18 protein-coding genes are annotated in these 18008 nt (G+C 69.0%); 9 read left to right on the top strand and 9 right to left on the bottom strand.

Features of this window, described 5'->3' with window-relative positions; all coding sequences use genetic code 11:
* Positions 1-13 precede the first annotated feature (13 nt).
* The 5 genes from MNI96_RS11540 to coxB all read right to left on the bottom strand — a co-directional run bounded on the left by MNI96_RS11540 (position 14) and on the right by coxB (position 4709).
* Complete coding sequence (locus MNI96_RS11540) at positions 14-673, bottom strand: cytochrome c oxidase assembly protein (protein ID WP_249693227.1); 660 nt, start codon at positions 671-673, stop codon at positions 14-16.
* Between the two features lie 26 nt (positions 674-699).
* Entirely contained in the window at positions 700-858 is a 159-nt protein-coding gene (locus MNI96_RS11535; protein WP_249693226.1) for a cytochrome c oxidase system small membrane protein, read from the bottom strand.
* On the bottom strand, positions 855-1802 hold the full coding sequence (locus tag MNI96_RS11530) for a heme o synthase (protein ID WP_249693224.1): 948 nt from the start codon (positions 1800-1802) through the stop codon (positions 855-857). Before MNI96_RS11530 ends, MNI96_RS11535 begins: the two co-directional genes overlap by 4 nt.
* Before the next feature lie 260 nt (positions 1803-2062).
* Positions 2063-3661, bottom strand: a complete 1599-nt coding sequence (gene ctaD / locus MNI96_RS11525; protein WP_158195109.1) for a cytochrome c oxidase subunit I — start codon at positions 3659-3661, stop codon at positions 2063-2065.
* Positions 3662-3785: 124 nt separating this feature from the next.
* Positions 3786-4709 (bottom strand): cytochrome c oxidase subunit II, encoded by a 924-nt coding sequence (coxB, locus tag MNI96_RS11520; RefSeq protein WP_502960331.1) that lies wholly within the window; start codon positions 4707-4709, stop codon positions 3786-3788.
* Between the two features lie 694 nt (positions 4710-5403).
* On the opposite strand from coxB, the gene MNI96_RS11515 reads away from it, so the two are divergent.
* A complete protein-coding gene (locus tag MNI96_RS11515) occupies positions 5404-5934 on the top strand; it encodes an invasion associated locus B family protein (protein ID WP_502960330.1) in 531 nt (176 codons plus the stop codon).
* Positions 5935-6430: 496 nt separating this feature from the next.
* Positions 6431-7855 (top strand): metalloprotease TldD, encoded by a 1425-nt coding sequence (tldD, locus tag MNI96_RS11510; RefSeq protein ID WP_249693222.1) that lies wholly within the window; start codon positions 6431-6433, stop codon positions 7853-7855.
* Between the two features lie 60 nt (positions 7856-7915).
* Here the strand turns inward: tldD and MNI96_RS11505 are convergent, their stop codons facing one another.
* Complete coding sequence (locus MNI96_RS11505; protein ID WP_249693219.1) at positions 7916-8827, bottom strand: alpha/beta hydrolase; 912 nt, start codon at positions 8825-8827, stop codon at positions 7916-7918.
* 182 nt (positions 8828-9009) lie between these two features.
* On the bottom strand, positions 9010-10296 hold the full coding sequence (purD, locus tag MNI96_RS11500) for a phosphoribosylamine--glycine ligase (RefSeq protein ID WP_249693217.1): 1287 nt from the start codon (positions 10294-10296) through the stop codon (positions 9010-9012).
* Positions 10297-10434: 138 nt separating this feature from the next.
* Between purD and ubiA the strand changes: the two genes are divergently transcribed.
* A complete protein-coding gene (gene ubiA, locus MNI96_RS11495) occupies positions 10435-11379 on the top strand; it encodes a 4-hydroxybenzoate octaprenyltransferase (protein WP_249693215.1) in 945 nt (314 codons plus the stop codon).
* An 18-nt stretch (positions 11380-11397) separates the two neighbouring features.
* Here ubiA and MNI96_RS11490 read toward each other — a convergent pair whose 3' ends face one another.
* Complete coding sequence (locus MNI96_RS11490) at positions 11398-11982, bottom strand: DUF6101 family protein (RefSeq protein ID WP_249693213.1); 585 nt, start codon at positions 11980-11982, stop codon at positions 11398-11400.
* 248 nt (positions 11983-12230) lie between these two features.
* Here MNI96_RS11490 and MNI96_RS11485 point away from each other — a divergent pair, with 248 nt between their 5' ends.
* The 6 genes from MNI96_RS11485 to lpxK are packed head-to-tail and all read left to right on the top strand — an operon-like array spanning position 12231 to position 17792.
* Positions 12231-13574, top strand: coding sequence for a TldD/PmbA family protein (locus MNI96_RS11485; RefSeq protein ID WP_249693211.1), 1344 nt, complete (start codon positions 12231-12233; stop codon positions 13572-13574).
* Entirely contained in the window at positions 13561-14367 is an 807-nt protein-coding gene (locus MNI96_RS11480; RefSeq protein WP_249693208.1) for a 3'(2'),5'-bisphosphate nucleotidase CysQ, read from the top strand. The genes MNI96_RS11485 and MNI96_RS11480 overlap by 14 nt, the downstream gene beginning before the upstream one ends.
* Positions 14368-14423: 56 nt before the next feature.
* Positions 14424-14666 carry a DUF4170 domain-containing protein gene (locus MNI96_RS11475; protein ID WP_249693206.1) on the top strand — a complete coding sequence of 81 codons (243 nt, stop codon included), beginning with the start codon at positions 14424-14426 and terminating at the stop codon, positions 14664-14666.
* A gap of 50 nt (positions 14667-14716) precedes the next feature.
* Positions 14717-15406, top strand: coding sequence for a lysophospholipid acyltransferase family protein (locus MNI96_RS11470; RefSeq protein ID WP_249693203.1), 690 nt, complete (start codon positions 14717-14719; stop codon positions 15404-15406).
* Positions 15403-16758, top strand: a complete 1356-nt coding sequence (locus MNI96_RS11465) for a 3-deoxy-D-manno-octulosonic acid transferase (RefSeq protein WP_249693201.1) — start codon at positions 15403-15405, stop codon at positions 16756-16758. Before MNI96_RS11470 ends, MNI96_RS11465 begins: the two co-directional genes overlap by 4 nt.
* 8 nt (positions 16759-16766) lie before the next feature.
* Positions 16767-17792 carry a tetraacyldisaccharide 4'-kinase gene (gene lpxK / locus MNI96_RS11460; RefSeq protein WP_283776462.1) on the top strand — a complete coding sequence of 342 codons (1026 nt, stop codon included), beginning with the start codon at positions 16767-16769 and terminating at the stop codon, positions 17790-17792.
* Here lpxK and MNI96_RS11455 read toward each other — a convergent pair.
* Entirely contained in the window at positions 17768-17989 is a 222-nt protein-coding gene (locus tag MNI96_RS11455) for a DUF2093 domain-containing protein (protein WP_120268655.1), read from the bottom strand. The two genes, lpxK and MNI96_RS11455, sit on opposite strands and share 25 nt — an antisense overlap.
* Positions 17990-18008: the final 19 nt, after the last annotated feature.

The raw sequence follows: 18008 nt of genomic DNA, 5'->3' as shown, positions 1-18008 counted from the left end.
CGGGACTGCGCACTCACATGCGGTTGCTTGGATCCGGCGTAACGGCAGGAGCCGCGGCCACCGGCGTTTCAGGTCCCTTTGCAGGGAAGAACGTGTAGGAGAGGGTGATCTCCTTGATATGCTTCAGGTTCGGGTCCTCGTCCATCGCCGGGTCGATGAAGAAGACCACCGGCATCTCGACGGATTCGCCTGCTGCAAGCGGCTGCTCGGTGAAGCAGAAGCACTCGAGCTTGTTGAAATAGGCGCCGGCCTCGAACGGCGTGACGTTGAACACCGAGGTGCCGACGTTGGAATCGCCGCCGTTGTTGTGCGCCGTATAGGCGGTCTGGCGGCTCTCGCCCATGCGCAGGGTGATCGCCCGCTCCTTCGGACCGAAGGTCCACGGCAGGTTGGAGTTGACGTTGCCGTCGAACCGCACGGTGACCGTGCGGTCGATGATCGTGCCGGTCGGCGCGTCGGCGCGCTGGGTGGTGCCGCCATAGCCGGTGACCTGGCAGAACAGCTCGTAGAGCGGCACGGCGGCGTAGGCCGCACCGACCATCGTCATCACGCCGCCGAGCACGGCGACGGCGATGCGGCGGTTCTTGCGGGCCAGCACCGCCTCGCGGTCGGGGGCGGTCGCATCGCGCGGCGTCGCGGATGCCTGGTCGGGGGTATCGGTCTGTCGCGTCATGCGATGCCTTCCTCTCGCAGGGTCCGTTACAGGGGGCGGTTCAGCACGCCCGGTCCCATCTTGACCAGCGTGATCACGTAGAACAGCAGCACCAGCCCGGCAATAGCCAGGCCAATGGCGAGCGAGCGCTTGCGCTGACGCTTCTTCTGCTCTTCCGTCTGGCGGATGCCGTCGTCGTTGCTCACAGCCAGCCTCCGGCGATCAGGCGCGCGGCGATGCTGTCGGCCAGCAGCAGCGCGAAGACCAGGAACAGGTAGACGAGCGAGAAGGCGAAGAGCCGCACCGCCGCCTTGCGCGCCGCATCGCCCTCGCGCCGCGCGTAGACGCGAAGCGCGTACCAGACGAAGACCGCGCCGAGCACGGCCGCGGCCGCGCCATAGGCCATGGAGGCGAAGCCGAGCAGCGCCGGGGCGACGCCGATGGGGGCCAGCAGCACCGAATAGACGAGGATCTGCGTGCGGGTCGCGTCCTCGCCGGCGACGACGGGCAGCATCGGCACGCGGGCGGCCTCGTAGTCGCCGCGCTTGAATAGCGACAGCGCCCAGAAATGCGGCGGGGTCCACATGAAGATGATCAGGAACAGGACGATGCTTTCCACCGTCACGGTGCCGGTCACCGCGGCCCAGCCGATCATCGGGGGGAAGGCACCGGCGGCGCCGCCGATGACGATGTTCTGCGGCGTCGAGCGCTTCAGCCACATCGTGTAGACGACGGCATAGAAGAAGATGGTGAAGGCCAGCAGGCCGGCGGACAGCCAGTTGACCGCAAGGCCGAGCACCAGGACCGAGAAGGCCGAGAGCGTCAGGCCGAAGGCCAGCGCCTCCTCGGGGGTGACCTTGCCGGCCGGGATCGGGCGGCGCGCGGTGCGCGACATGATCGCGTCGATGTCGGCGTCGTACCACATGTTCAGCGCGCCCGAGGCGCCGGCACCGACCGCGATACACAGGATCGCCACCGCGCCGAGCACCGGATGGATGCCGCCGGGAGCGATCAGGAGGCCGACCAGCGCCGTGAAGATGACGAGCGACATCACCCGCGGCTTGAGCAGCGCCAGGTAGTCGCCGACATCGCCCTGCCCGCCATGGGCGGCGGCGTCCAGCCTGCGGTCCTGGTAGTCTGCGAGCGACATGTGTCTTCCGGTCTCTCTCGTGCGTCCCGCCCTCGGGGCAGGTCTCTCTCGTGCGTCCCGCCCTCGGGGCAGGTCTCTCTCGTGCGTCCCGCCCTCGGGGCAGGTCTCTCTCGTGCGTCCCGCCCTCGTCGGGCGGTCTCGTTCTTGCCCGTGCCGATGCGGCAGGCGGGCGGGAACCTCAATGGCGCGGCGCCCCGAAGGGCGCCTGCCGGGGGACCGCGCCGGGAGTGCCGGCGCGGCCTGTCCGTGTCACGCCTGGATCACTTGATCCGCGGCAGGGTCTCGAACTGGTGGTACGGCGGCGGCGAGGACAGGGTCCACTCCAGCGTCGTCGCGCCCTCGCCCCACGGGTTGTCGCCGGCCAGGCGCTTCTTGGCGAAAGCCTCGAAGATGCCGAACAGGAACACCAGCACCGCGAAGGCCGAGATGTAGGAGCCGTAGGACGACACCGCGTTCCAGCCGGCCATCGCGTCCGGATAGTCGACATAGCGGCGCGGCATGCCGGCCATGCCCAGGAAGTGCTGCGGGAAGAACACGAGGTTCACGCCGACGAAGGTGATCCAGAAATGGGCCTTGCCGATGGTCTCGTTGTACATGTAGCCGAACATCTTCGGGAACCAGTAGTACCAGGCACCGAAGATGCCGAACACGGCACCCAGCGACAGCACGTAGTGGAAGTGCGCCACCACGTAGTAGGTGTCGTGCATCGCCCGGTCGAGGCCGGCATTGGCCAGCTGCACGCCTGTCACGCCGCCGACGGTGAACAGGAAGATGAACCCGACCGCCCACAGCATCGGGGTGCGGAAGGAGATCGAGCCCTGCCACATGGTGGCGATCCACGAGAAGATCTTCACGCCGGTCGGCACCGCGATGACCATGGTCGCCGCGACGAAGTAGGCCTGCGTGTCGACGTCGAGGCCGACGGTGTACATGTGGTGCGCCCACACGATGAAGCCGACGACGCCGATGGCGACCATGGCGTAGGCCATGCCGAGATAACCGAAGATCGGCTTGCGGGCGAAGGTGGAGATGATGTGGCTGACGATGCCGAAGGCCGGCAGGATCAGAATGTACACCTCCGGGTGACCGAAGAACCAGAACAGGTGCTGGAACAGGATCGGGTCACCGCCGCCGGCCGGATCGAAGAAGGTCGTGCCGAAGTTGCGGTCCGTCAGCAGCATGGTGATGGCGCCGGCCAGCACCGGCAGCGACAGCACCAGCAGGAAGGCGGTCACAAGCACCGACCAGGCGAAGAGCGGCATCTTGTGCAGCGTCATGCCCGGGGCGCGCATGTTGAAGATGGTGGTGATGAAGTTGATCGCGCCGAGGATCGAGGAGGCGCCGGCCACGTGCAGGGCCAGGATCGCCAGATCCATCGCCGGTCCGGGCTGGCCGGAGGTCGACAGCGGCGGATAGATCGTCCAGCCGCCGCCGACGCCGTTGGCGCCCGGAGGGCCTTCCACGAACAGCGACAGCAGCAGCAGCAGGAATGCCGGCGGCAGCAGCCAGAACGAGATGTTGTTCATCCGCGGGAACGCCATGTCCGGCGCGCCGATCATGATCGGCACGAAGAAGTTGGCGAAGCCGCCGATCAGCGCCGGCATGACCATGAAGAAGATCATGATCAGGCCGTGCGACGTGGTGAACACGTTGAACGTGTGCGGATCGGTGAAATACTGCATGCCCGGCTCTTGCAGCTCCAGGCGAATGCCGACGCTGAGCGCGCCTCCGATGATGCCCGCGATGATCGCGAAGATCAGATAGAGGACACCGATGTCCTTGTGGTTGGTCGAATAGACCCAGCGCGTCCATCCCGTAGGACGGTCCTGATCGCCGTGCGCATGCGCTGCAGTGGCCATCTTCCAAGCTCCCTCGTTAGAGAATTTTACATCGGCCCGTCAGGCCGGGGACAAGCTCGTGCGAACCTTTCCCGGCCCGGACCTGCCGGCGTGCGGGGCGAGGCCTCGCACGCCGTGAAGTCGATCAGCGTGCGGCGACGTCCAGCGAGCCGGCGGCCGGAGCGGCGGCGGTGCCGGCCGGCTTGGCGATGGAGGCCATCAGCTGACGGGTGGCCTCTTCGACGTCGTCCTTGGCGGCTTCGGCCCAGGCCTGGAACTGCTCTTCCTCGACCACCCGGATGGCGATCGGCATGAAGGCGTGGTCCTTGCCGCAGAGCTCGGAGCACTGGCCGTAGAAGATGCCGGTCTGCTTGGCGTTGAACCAGGTCTCGTTCAGGCGGCCGGGGATCGCGTCCATCTTCACGCCGAAGGCCGGCATGGCGAAGGAGTGCATCACGTCGGCAGCGGTGACCTGCAGGCGCACGGTCTTGCCGACCGGCACGATGACCTCGTTGTCGACGGCCAGCAGGCGGGGATATTCCTCGATCGGACGGCCGAACTCGGCGGCGCGCTCGGCGCGCTCGGCGTCCTCGCGCAGCATGATCGACTCGAAGGAAATCTCGGACAGGGCCTCGTCGGTGTACTCGTAGCCCCAGTACCACTGGTAGCCGGTCACCTTGATGGTCATGTCGTATGCCGGGATCTCAACCTGCTTGTAGAGCAGACGGAACGAGGGGATCGCGATCATCACCAGGACGAGGATCGGGACCAGCGTCCACACCACCTCGATGAGGGTGTTGTGGGAGGTCCGCGACGGCGTCGGGTTGGCCTTGGCGTTGAAGCGCATGATGCACCACACCAAGAGGGCCAGAACGAACAGCGTGATGATCGTGATGATCACCAGCGTGAAATCGGTGAACCAGGTGATGTCTTCCATCACTTCCGTCGCGGCCGGCTGGAAACCCAGCTGCCACGGCGTCGGCTGGGCGGCGGCCGCCGCACCGGCAAAGGCGAGCGGGGCGAGCGCCGCCGCTGCAAACTTCGTCAGACGCTTGACCAGTCCTGTCACGTCCGTGCTCCCTTCCTGACCCCGCCGGCCAGCTGTGCCAGGCGAAATCCCACTACTGTCTCTTGCAGGCGCTGCGCCGCCATCGCTGGCTTTCGCTGGCGCTGCGCCAATCGTCTCTTGCAGGCGCCGCGCCGCCCAGGCGCAACGCCAAGCCCGTCGCCGGGTCACCCCGCGCCACGCCCGATACCCCTTAGCTTATCGCATGTCGAGATGACAGAAAGGGGTGTCAAAACGCCGCAAGGATTACTTGACCGCAGTTTGACCGATGTCAAAGTCGGCCTGAAAAACCATAAGCGGCCGCATTGCGCAATCCAGTAGTTTCGGGAATGCCCAAATTCCGGCCGAATCCTCGCCTTCCTTTCGCCATGGCCGGCACGGACACCCCTCGCCGCGCCTTGCGTTCGGGGAAAGGGTACGTTTCGGGCGGTTTCGCCTTGAAATCGACCTTTCGAGGACCGACAAAGCGGAATGCGCGCGGTTTCGCGCGAATCAGACGACGATCCCGCCCGTCCCGGGGACCCTTTGCCGCTCCTTCCTGCCGCACCGCGCCGCTGGCCGCGACCCGCAGGGCGGGGTGCAGGACGGGCAGGCGACACGGCGTGCCGTGCACCGGAAACGGCGCGCGGCGCACCACACGAAGACCGGGAAACCGGCCAAGGGAATTGTACCGCTGCGAACCTACGGAGTCTCGCCCGTGCCTGTTTTGACCAAGCCGACCACGTTCCGCCTCGCGGCCGTTCTCGCCCTTGTGGCCACCGTTCTGGCCAATGTCGCGGCCGTTCCGCTGGCCCATGCCCAGGGCGCGGTCCGCTCCGTGCACGGCGACTGGCAGATGCGCTGCGACACGCCGGCCGGCGCGCAGGAAGAGCAATGCGCGCTGATCCAGAACGTCACCGCCGACGACCGCGAGAATGTCGGCCTGTCGGTCATCGTGCTGAAGACCGCCGACAAGCAGTCGCGCCTGCTGCGCGTGCTGGCGCCGCTCGGCGTGCTGCTGCCGATGGGTCTCGGCCTGCGCGTCGACGACGCCGATGTCGGGCGCGCCGGCTTCGTGCGCTGCCTGCCGAACGGCTGCATCGTCGAGGTGGTCATGCAGGACGACCTGATCGAGAAGATGCAGAAGGGCGATGCCGCCACCTTCGTCATCTTCCAGACGCCGGAAGAAGGCATCGGCATTCCGATCTCGCTGAACGGCTTCTCCGAAGGCTTCGCCGCCCTGCCGTAAGCGGCTTCTCGGTTTTTCCGGCGGGTTGAAGCCGGAGACGCGGATTTCGGCGGCCGGGTCGTCAACACAGATCGCTGGGTTTGTCTTTCCTTCACGCACTGAAGATCACGACGATCTTTCGCATGGCGGCAGTGAAGGCATATTGCCCGAGCCGCACTCTCTGCCTGTCACCCCGGTTCCGGCGAAGCCGGAGACCGGGGGCCAGTAACCACGGGCGGTCCGGTTCCAGCCGTATTGTGCCGCCGCATGACCGGAGGCTGCCGCCGTCGCGGCACCATACGCCTCGGCGGATACTGGACGCCTGCCTGCGCAGGCGTGACAGCCTTGAGGGGTAGCTGGCGCCTCCATCTCGGCCGCCTCTCTAGAGAGACTCGCAACCTCCCCTCCGCGCTCAACTCCCGGCTGTTTTCGTCCCGCTGTCTCCGGCGGGGCTGTGCAAGCGCGGTCCGACCCCCTAGTTTCCGTTCCAGATGACCTCTTTCGCAGGACCCGACCGATGAGCGATGCCACGACCGACCTGATTGCCGGTGCCGGCCTGAGCGAGGAGCAGGCGCGCAGCGTGCTCGCCCGCGCTCTCAAGGGCGCCGACGACGGCGAGCTCTTTCTCGAATACCGGCAGTCGGAGAGCCTCGTCTTCGACAACGGCCGGCTCAGGAGCGCCAATTACGACACCAGCCGCGGCTTCGGCCTGCGCGCGGTTGCCGGCGAGGCCGCCGGCTACGCCCATTCCGGCGAGGTCTCGCTCGCCGCGCTGGAGCGGGCCGCCGATGCGGTCGCGGCCGTCGCCTCCGGCCATTCGGGCACCTATGCGGAGGCCCCGCCGCGCACCAACGCGCGGCTTTACGGCGACGGCAACCCCATCGCCTCGCCGGTCTTCGCCGACAAGGTCGCGCTGCTGCAGCGGATCGACGCCTACGCGCGGGCCCGCGATCCGAAGGTGCGGCAGGTCAGCGTGTCGCTCGCCAGTTCCTGGCAGGTGGTGGAGATCCTGCGCGCCGACGGGCACCGGGTGCGCGACGTGCGCCCCTTGGTGCGCTTCGGCGTCTCGGTGGTCGCCGGCGACGGCAGCCGGCAGGAAAGCGGCTCGCACGGCTTCGGCGGGCGCGACATGGTCGAGGCCTTCCTGACCGAGGAGAGCTGGAAGCACGCGGTCGACGAGGCGCTGCGCCAGGCGCTGGTCAATCTGGAGGCGGTGCCCGCCCCCGCCGGCAGCTTCGACGTGGTGCTGGGCCCCGGCTGGCCCGGCATCCTGCTGCACGAGGCGGTCGGCCATGGGCTGGAGGGCGACTTCAACCGCAAGAAGACCTCCGCCTTTGCCGGCCTGATGGGCCAGCGCGTCGCCTCGAAGGGCGTCACCATCGTCGACGACGGCACCATCGGCGGGCGGCGCGGCTCGCTCACCGTCGACGACGAGGGCACGCCGACCGGGCGCACCGTGCTGATCGAGGACGGCATTCTCACCGGCTACATGCAGGACCGCCAGAACGCCCGGCTGATGGGCGTCGCCCCGACCGGCAACGGCCGGCGCCAGTCCTTCGCCCATATTCCGATGCCGCGCATGACCAACACGGTGATGCTGGCCGGCGACCGCGATCCGGGCGAGATCCTGGAAGGCGTCAAGGACGGCATCTTTGCGGTCTCCTTCGGCGGCGGCCAGGTCGACATCACCAGCGGCAAGTTCGTCTTCTCCTGTACCGAGGCCTACCGCATCGAAAACGGACGCATCGGCGCGCCGATCAAGGGCGCCATGCTGATCGGCAACGGGCCGGACGCGCTGACGCGGGTCGAGGCCGTCGGCAACGACCTGGCGCTCGATCCCGGCATCGGTACCTGCGGCAAGCAGGGCCAGGGCGTGCCGGTCGGCGTCGGCCAGCCGACCCTGCGCATCAACAAGATGACCATCGGCGGCACCGCGGTCTGAGGCGGGAAGCCGTCGCCCCTCGCCTCTCCCAGGAACTGCTGCCGCCTCAAACGACGGCGATCACGCCTCTTCCAGGAAGAACGGCAGCAGCGCGGCGAGCGTTGCCGCCGGGGCCTCCTCAGGAAGGAAATGGCCGGCATCGACGCCCTCACCGCGCACGTCGTGCGCCCAGCGCGACCAGGTCTCGACCGGCGTCGCGGTCTTTTGCGCCAGGCCCCCATTGCCGTAGAGGGTCAGCAGCGGGCAGGCGATCCTGCGGCCCGCCTCGCGGTCGGCAGTGTCGTGATCCATGTCGACCGTCGCCCCGGCCCGGTAGTCTTCGCAGGCCGCGTGCTGGCGCGCCGGCTGGGCGAACGACGCCCGGTAGTCGGCGAGCGCCCTCGCATCGAAGGCGCTGAGGTCCTTGCGCGCCGTCCAGCTCGCCAGCGTGTGGTCCAGATAGTAGTCGGGCGCGCCGGCGATCAGCCGTTCGGGCAGCGGCTTCGGCTGGGCCAGGAACAGCCAGTGATAGATGGCCATGGCGTAGCGCCAATCCATGTTCTGCCAGTAGTCGTAGGTCGGCAGGATGTCGAGCACGGCGAGCCGCCGCACCTTGTCGGGGTGGTCGAGCGCCATCCGGTAGCCGACCCGCCCGCCGCGGTCGTGGCCGGCGACCATGAAGCTGTCGTGACCGAGCCCGGCCATGACCGCGACCATGTCGGCCGCCATCGCGCGCTTGGAGTAAAGGTGATGATCCGCATCGCCCTCCGGCGCGCTCGAGCGGCCGTAGCCGCGCAGGTCCGCGACGACGACGGTGAAGTGGCGGGAAAGTTCGCCGGCAACAGTGTGCCACATCGCGTGGGTCTGGGGATAACCGTGCAGCAGCAGGAGCGGGGGACCCTTGCCGCCACTGATGCGGCAGAAGATGTCCACGCCCTCGCCGCGAGATATCCCCGCCCTGAAGCCTGGAAAGAGATCGTCGTCGCCCTGCATCGAAGCCTCCCGAACCGTCCGGTCGTCAGGCCCTCCTCGCGGACCCTGCCCGGGCGCGATTGAAGCGCCTGCGGCCGTCCGGCGCAATCGGCGATTTCGAGAGGCGATTCTCGAATCTCGCGGATTTCGAGACGGAATTTCGCAAAATCCGTCTCGAAATTCTGCAAGTCGAAAAACAGCCCTCAGGCCGTGCCGCCCTCGCGTGCGACCGCCCGCCAGCCGATGTCGCGGCGGCAAAAACCTTCAGGCCAATCAATGCGTTCGATGGCGGCATAGGCACGCTCGCGGGCTTCCGCGACGGTACGGCCGAGCGCCGTGACGTTGAGCACGCGCCCGCCATTCGCGAGCAGCCGGCCGTCGTCGTCGCGCCGCGTTCCGGCATGGAAGACCTTGAGCGCGGGGTCCCCCTCCAGCGCCTCCAGACCGTGGATAACCGTGCCCTTGTCGTAGACGCCGGGATAGCCGTTCGCGGCCAGGACCACGGTCAGCGCCACCTCGTCGCGCCAGCGCGCGCCGACCTTGTCGAGCGTCCCGTCGATGCAGGCGAGCATCAGGGTGACGATGTCGTCCTTGAGCCGCATCATCAGAACCTGGCACTCCGGATCGCCGAAACGGACGTTGTATTCGATCAGCTTCGGGCCATCCTTGGTGATCATCAGGCCGGCATAGAGCACGCCGACGAAGGGTGTTCCCTCGGCTGCCAGGGTCGCCACGGTCGGCTCGACGATCTCGCGCATGGCGCGCGCGGTCAGCTCCTGCGTCATCACGGGCGCGGGGGAATAGGCGCCCATGCCGCCGGTGTTCGGGCCGGTGTCGCCCTCGCCCACGCGCTTGTGGTCCTGGGCGCTGGCGAGCGGCAGCACGTTGCGGCCGTCGGACAGCACGAAGAGGCTCGCCTCCTCGCCTTCCAGGAACTCCTCGACCACGACCTCGGCGCCGGCAGCGCCGAATTCTCCGTCGAAACAAGCATCTACCGCGGCCAGTGCCTCGGCCTCGGTCATCGCCACGACGACGCCCTTGCCGGCGGCGAGCCCGTCCGCCTTGACGACGATGGGCGCGCCGACCTTGGCGATATAGGCCTTGGCGGCAGCGGCATCGGTGAAGCGGCCGTAGGCGGCCGTCGGGATCGCGGCCCGGGCACAAAGGTCCTTGGTGAAGCCCTTCGAGCCTTCGAGGCTCGCCGGCGCCTTGCGCGGTCCGAAGGCCTTGATGCCGGCATCCGTCAGCTCGTCGACGAGGCCGGCGACCAGCGGCCCTTCCGGCCCGACGACGACGAGGCCGATCTCCTGGTCGCGGCAATAGGCGATGACCGCCGAGGGGTCGGAGGTGTCGAGCGCGACGCAGCTGGCCTCATCCGCGATGCCGGCATTGCCGGGGGCGACGTGGAGGCGGCCGGTCAGCGGCGAGTTGGCGATGGCCCAGGCAAGGGCGTGTTCGCGGCCGCCGGATCCGATCAGGAGGATATTCATCTGTCGCTCACCCCGTCGCGATGTTTTTCAGGAATTGCCGCCTCCTAGCCTGCGGCGGGACCGCGCACAAGCCCCGGCCTTTCATCCGCAGCCCAAAGGCGGTATCACGGCGCGGGCGGATAGCCGACAGGTGAGGCGATGCAAAACGACACGATCGCGGGCCGCGTGGCGGATGCGGTGCGGGGACACTGGGTCGACACGCGGGCCCCGGAATGGCTGCGACCCTATGCAAGACTGGCGCGCTGGGAACGGCCCATCGGCTGGTGGCTGCTGCTGTGGCCGTGCTGGTGGTCGGCCGCGCTCGCGGGGATAGCCGGCGGCCGGGCCCTGCCCGACCCCTGGCACCTTCTGCTCTTCATGATCGGTGCCATCGCCATGCGCGGCGCCGGCTGCACCTATAACGATCTCGTCGACCAGGACATCGACGACAAGGTCGCGCGCACCCGGTCCAGGCCCCTCCCCTCCGGCCAGGTCACTCGCGGGCAGGCTAAATTCTTCCTTTTGTTGCAGTTGCTTGTCGGACTGGCTGTGCTGCTTCAGTTCAACGGCTTCGCCATCCTGCTCGGCATCGCCTCGCTGGCGGTCGTTGCGGTCTATCCGTTCATGAAACGGGTGACGAACTGGCCGCAGCTGTTTCTCGGGCTTGCCTTTTCCTGGGGTGCGCTGATGGGCTGGGCAGCCGCGTTCGGCCGGCTCGACTGGCCGGCGGTGGCGCTCTACTGCGGCGGCATCCTGTGGACGATCGGCTACGACACGATCTACGCGCATCAGGACAAGGAAGACGACGCGCTGGTCGGGGTGCGCTCCACCGCGCGCCTGTTCGGGACGTGGACAAAGCCGGCGCTCGCCGCCCTTTACGGCGGGGCGACGGTGCTGTTCGCGCTGGCGCTTTTCGGGGTGGATGCGGGACCGGCGGCGTTTCTGGGCCTGGCTGCCGGCCTTGCCCACCTGGTCTGGCAGATCGTCCGCCTCGACATCGACGATCCGGACCAGTGCCTGAAGCTGTTCCGCTCCAACACGAGCTATGGCTGGATCCTGTTCGCCGGCCTGGTGCTGGACGCGATGGTGCAGGCGCTTCTGTAAAAAGCGCCTGCCTTTCAATCAGTTGCGGGCGATCATCTCGCGCTCGCCGCGATGGACGGCGAGGGTCTGCGACCGGCTCCCCGGCTTGCGGCGCAGCAGGAAGCGCGGCCGGCGCGCGGTCAGCGCCGCGACGCGGCGGCGGGTCGGCGCCATCGGCGTGCGCCCCGGATGACCGGGACCGTCGATGCGGCTGACGCTGCCGTCCGGCTCGACCAGCAGCAGGGGCAGGCCGAGGGCCTCGCCCCAGGCGCACCAGTCTTCGGCAAGGTCCTCGAGGCGGTCGTCGCTCGCCAGTTCGATGGACATGGCCGGATCGCGGTGCATCAGGCCGATGCGGGCCTTCAGCGTGCCCGGCGCCTCGCCCGGCGCGACCTCGGCGAAGACGCCGAGGAAGACGGCGACCGGCTGAGCGAGGGTCAGCGGCAGGCCGGCGAGCCGGCGTTTGACGATGACCTGCTGGCGGTCGATATAGACGTCGAGTTGCGTCGGCTCGCAGGCCGTGCCGCGGGCCGCGAAGCGGTGCGGCATCTGCGAGGGATCGAGCCGCGCGGTGCGGCCCGATCCTTTGGCAGTGGCGTCCTGATGTGCTGTTTGACGGCTCAATTCGCTCTCCATCGGGCCAATGTTTTTGTCTGGCCTCTGATGGGTTCACACTAGCAGCGAGCCGTCCCAAACCGCTTAACAAGCACGGTTAACGATTTTCCGTTGCAACCAGGGTTAGGGATTGGTCACCGAACAGGGCAAACAAAACCTGAACCGCTTCCGCGACCGGCTTGCCGAAGCGCGGCCCCGGCACTACGGTCGCCACCGACCGCCCAGCGGACCGCCTCCCGCCCCGCAAGGATCACGCGATGCAGCACCCGATTGACCAGACACGGCTGATGGACGAGGCCCGCGCGCTCGTCGCTGCCGCCCTCAAGGCAGGCGCCGACGCGGCCGACGTGGTGGCCGCCACCGGCGTCTCGCTCGGCGTCGAGATGCGCGAGGGCAAGCTCGAGGAAAGCGAGCGCTCCGAGGCCGACGACGTCACCTTGCGCGTGTTCTGCGGCCACCGGGTCGCCAGCGTTTCCTCCAACGACTTCCGCGAGGGCGCGACCCTTGCCGAGCGCGCCGTCGCCATGGCTCGCGTCGCCCCGGAAGACCCGTTCGCGGGCCTCGTGCCGGCCGCAGAGCTCGCCAGCGAGTTTCCCGATCTCGAACTGCTCGACGACGTGCAAGTGGACGCCGAAGCGCTTGCCGAGCGCGCCCGCGAGGCGGAGGCCGCGGCCCTTGCCGTGAAGGGCGTCAGCCGCTCGGGCGGCGCCAGCGCCTCGTTCCGTCTCGCCGGCATGGTGCTGGCGACCAGCGAGGGCTTTTGCGGGGGATATCTCGTCTCGCGCCATGGCGTCTCGGCGACGGCTGTCGCCGGCGAAGGCACGGCGATGGAACGAGACTACGATTTCGACAGCCGCGGCTTTCTCGCCGACCTTGCCGACCCGCGTGAGATCGGCCGCCGCGCCGGCGAGCGGGCCGTCGCCCGGCTCAACCCGCGCAAGCTCTCCACCCGCACCGCCGACATCGTCTACGAGCCGCGCGCGGCTCGCTCGCTGCTCGGGCATTTCGCCGGCGCCATCAATGGCGCGGCCATCGCCCGGGGCACCAGCTTCCTGAAAGAGCGGATGGGCGAGCGGATCTTCGCCGCGGGGATTGCCATCACCGACGACCCGACCCGGCCGCGCGGCCCGGCCAGCCGCCCGTTCGACGGCGAAGGCCGCCCCGTCGCCCCGCTGGTGCTGGTGGAGGACGGCGTCCTGAAAACCTGGCTGCTCGATACGCCGGCGGCGCGCGAACTGGGCCTTACCCCCAACGGGCGGGCATCGCGCGGGGGCGCGGGCACCAGCCCGTCGACCACCAACCTCACCCTGTCGCCCGGCACGCGCTCCCAAGAGGAGATGCTGGCCGGGATCGGCACCGGCCTGCTGGTTACCGACCTCATCGGCCACGGCGTCAACGGCGTCACCGGGGATTACTCGCGCGGAGCCTCCGGCTTTTGGGTCGAGGACGGCGCCATCGCCTATCCGGTTTCCGAGATCACCATCGCCGGCAACCTGATCCCGATGTTCGCCTCGCTGGAAGCGGGCAGCGACCTCGACACGCGCTCCGCCTACCAGGTGCCGAGCCTGCTGCTGAAGGGCCTCACCATTGCCGGCGAGTGACACGCGCGCCAATCGCGAGGACATGGAGCTGATCGCCCGGGCCGCACGCGCGGGCGGCGAGATCGCCCTGTCCTATTTTCGCAAGGACCCGCGCCGCTGGACCAAGGACAACGACTCGCCTGTTTCGGAGGCGGATCTTGCCGTCGACCGGCATCTGGCCGAGGCGCTGCAGGCCGCGCGCCCCGACTACGGCTGGCTGTCGGAGGAAACCGCCGACGACAGCTCGCGGCTGGCCGCTCGGCGCAGCTTCGTGGTCGATCCGATCGACGGGACACGCGGCTTTCTCGCCGGCTCCGGCGAGTGGACCGTGGCGATCGCGGTCGTCGAGAACGGGAGGCCGGTCGCGGCTGCGCTGTTCCGGCCGGTCGGCAACGACCTCTACACCGCGACACTCGGCCAGGGGGCGACGCTGAACGGGCGGGAAGTCGCCGTTTCCGGCCAACCGGTGCTGTCGGGCGCCAGCGTCGCCGGTCCCAAGTCGATCACCGGCCAGGGGCCGATGATGCGCACCGGCATTTCCCATGCCGGCTACGTGCCCTCGCTCGCCCTGCGGCTGGCACTGGTCGCGGAAGGGCGGATCGATGCCGCCGTGGTGCGGGAAAATGCCTGCGACTGGGACCTTGCGGCGGCCGACCTTTTGGTGCAGGAAGCGGGCGGCCGGCTCGAGGATCTCGACGGGCGGGCGCTTGCCTACAACCGGGCGAGCGTGCGGCATCCGGCACTGGTCGCCGGCCCGCCAGCCCTTGCCGCACCCCTGCGGCCGATCCTCGCGCAGCTCTTGACGAACCCGTGATACCGGCCGGACGCTCCGGCCCGACCCTTGCGAACCCCGTTTGCGGAGTGACGTTCATGACCACCACCGAACCCGGCAAGCAACTGCTCCACCTCGTCTTCGGCGGCGAGCTCGAGCATGTCGACGGCCTGACCTTTCGCGATCTCGAGGGTCTCGACATCGTCGGCATCTACCCCAACTACGCCAGCGCCTACGCGGTGTGGAAGCAGAAGGCGCAGCAGTCGGTCGACAACGCCCACATGCGCTACTTCATCGTTCACATGCACCGGCTGCTCGACCCCGAGACCGAGGGCAGGTAACCCTTGGCACGCCGTCTTTCCCGGATCCCGGCCATGCTGCCGGACGGATCATGCTGAAGCGCGCAGGCCGCAGCCCGGTCCTGCAGAAGCTGGTCGGCAATGCGCTGGCCGGCTACCTGCTCGGTGTGCGCAAGACCAGTTCGTTCCGTCTCGACCCGCCCGACCTCTACGAGCGCCTCGAGGTGCATCTTCCGGCCATCGTCGCCATGTGGCACGGGCAGCATTTCGTCATGCCCTTCGCCCGGCCGCCGAGCTACGACGTCAGGGTGATGATCTCGCGCTCGGCCGACGGCGAGATCAACGCCATCGCCGCCAGCAAGCTCGGCCTCGGCCTGATCCGTGCCTCCGGCGCCCATCACGCGCACCAGGTGAACAAGCGCGGGGGCCTGCGCGGTTTCATCGAGGCGATGCGCTGCCTGAAGGAGGGCGCCAGCGTGGCGATGACGGCGGACGTGCCGAAAGTCTCGCGCGTCGCCGGGCTCGGCATCGTCCAGCTCGCCCGCCATTCCGGCCGGCCGATCGTGCCGATGGCGGTGGCGACCAGCCGGCACATCGACCTGTCGACCTGGGACCGGGCGACCATCAACCTGCCTTTCGGCCGCATGGTGGTCGCATCCGGCGAAGCGATCCATGTCGCAGCGGACGCGGACGACGCCGCGCTGGAAGAGGCGCGCCAGGCGGTGGAGGCCTCGATGAACGAGACCACCGCACGCGCCTACGCTCTGGCCAAGTCCGGATGACCGCGCCCGGCCCGACGACGACGCCTCCGCCGGCCGGTCCCGCCCGCGCCGGGGTGCTGTCGCGCCTGGCCGGGGAAACCCTCCTGCGCCTCTATCGCGGCTTCGGCCGCGCCATCGCGCCGCTGCTGCCGCTGCTCTTCGCCCGCAGGGCGCGGCGCGGCAAGGAGGACGAGGCACGGCGCGGCGAGCGCTTCGGACGCGCCTCGCGTCCGCGCCCGGACGGCCCGCTGGTCTGGCTGCATGCGGCCAGCGTCGGCGAGATGAACGCCTCGCGTCCGCTGGTTCGGGCCCTGCGGGAGCGCAGGCTCGGCGTGCTGCTGACCACCGGCACGGTGACCTCGGCACGCATCGCCGCCGCCGAGGCGGATCCAGGCGTCATCCACCAGTTCGTGCCTTATGATGCGCCCCCGGGCATCGGCCGGTTTCTCGACCACTGGCGACCGGACCTTGCCATCACGGCAGAATCCGAGATCTGGCCGACGACCATCTCGACGCTGGCCCGGCGCGGCATTCCTCTTGCCATCGCCAGCGCCACCATGTCGCCGCGCTCGGCCAAGGGCTGGCGACGGATACGGCCCTTCGCCCATGCGATCTTCTCGCGCATTTCGCTGTGCCTTGCCCAGACGGCGGAGGACGCGGAACGGCTCGGCGCTCTCGGTGCGCCTTGGGTCGAGGTCTGCGGCAACCTGAAATTCGACGGCGGCGAGCTCACCGCCGACCCGGCGGCGCTGGATGCGATCCAAAAGGTGCTCGGCGCCCGTCCTGTGTGGCTGGCCGCCAGCACGCATGAGGGCGAAGAGGCGATGGTCGCCGAGGTGCACGAGGCGCTGCGCGGCGAGTTGCCGGACCTGCTCACCGTCATCGTGCCGCGGCACCCCGAACGGGGCGGCGCCATTGCCGTCAGCCTTGCGGCGCGCGGCCTTCGGCTCGCCAGGCGCTCTGAAGGCCTTCTGCCGGCTCCGGACTGCGACATCTATCTCGGCGACACGATCGGCGAGATGGGGCTCTACTATCGCATCGCGCCGGTCGCCTTCATCGGCAAGTCGCTGGTGCCGGAAGGCGGGCAGAACCCGCTGGAGGCCGCCCGCCTCGGCACCGCCATCGTCACCGGCCCGCATGTGTTCAACCTGCTCGACATCTACACGCCGCTGTTCGACGCCAAGGGCGCCGAGATCGTGCAAGACACGGGCGAACTGGCCGCGGCGGTGCGCAAGCTGCTGGTCGACCGGACGCTGGCGGCCCGGCAAGCGGCCATCGCGGCCGATGTCGCCAGGGCCGGCAGCGGCGCGCTGGACGCCAGCCTTGCCGCGCTTGCGCCTCTGCTGCCGCTCGCAAGGGACGCAGGCCAGTGAGCGGCGCTCTGTCCGCCCCGTCCTTCTGGTGGCGGCCGCCCGGCCCGGCCGCCTTCGCACTTGCCCCGATCGGCTGGCTCTACGGGGCGATCACCGCAAGCCGCATGGCCCGCAAGCCCGCCTACACGGCTGCCGTGCCGGTGATCTGCGTCGGCAATTTCACGGTCGGGGGCACCGGCAAGACACCGTTCGCGCTGGCGCTGGCCGAGGGGCTGCGCGCGCGAGGAGAGAAGCCCGTCTTCCTCACCCGCGGCTATGGCGGCAGGTTGTCCGGCGGACCGCCGGTGCTGCTCGACCCCGCAAGGCACGGCCCTGTCGAGGCAGGCGACGAGCCCCTGCTGCTCGCTGCCGACGGCCCGGTGGTGATCGCGGCCGACCGGGCGGCAGGTGCAAGGCTGGCCGAGCGGCTCGGCAGCGTGATCCTGATGGACGACGGATTGCAGAACCCGGCACTGGCCAAGACCGTGTCGCTGGCGCTGGTCGATGCCGCATCCGGCATAGGCAACGGCTTCTGCCTGCCGGCCGGGCCCTTGCGCGCGCCGGTCGAGCGGCAGCTTGCCCATATCGATGCGCTGGTGACGATCGGCGACGGCACGGCGGCAAGCCCGGTCGAGGCGGCAGCACGGGCGCGCGGCCTGCCGATTTTTCGCGCAAGTCTGGATGCACGCGAGGCGCACTGGCTGACGGGGATACGGGTCCTGGCCTTTGCCGGGATCGGCCGGCCTGAGCGGTTCGCGCAGAGCCTGCGCGCCGCCGGGGCCGAGGTGGTGCAAACGCGCTTCTTCGGCGATCACCGCGCCTTTACGGAGCGCGAAGCACAGGAACTTCTGGACCGTGCAGCGCAGGAAGACCTTGTGCTCGTCACCACCGCGAAGGACCGTGTGCGGCTCGGCAACGATAGAGGCGACAACGCGCTTGCCCGGCTGGCGCGGCAAGCGAAGGTGCTGGGCGTCGAGATGCGGCCGGACGACCCGCAGGGCCTTGCCGCCTTCCTCGGCGCGCGTCTGTCTCAGGGCGTCTCGCCGCACTCCTGATAGCGGGCAAGGGCGGCCTGCGCGTCCACATAGGCCTCCTGGCGCGACACGCTCCAGTATTTCAGCTCGTCGAGCGGGATCGATTGGCCGGTGACGGCGCAGCGCACGAAGGTGCCCGGCGACAGAATCTGGAAGTCCGCGTCCAGGTAGCGGATGCGCGCCTCGCCCGGCACGCGCGGGTTCTCGTATCGGTTCATGCGTCTGGTGCCTTTCGCA

Origin of the sequence: Stappia sp. WLB 29, assembly GCF_023507705.1 — a bacterium.
Lineage (GTDB): Bacteria > Pseudomonadota > Alphaproteobacteria > Rhizobiales > Stappiaceae > Stappia.
This window is presented reverse-complemented; position numbering and strand designations above follow the sequence as displayed.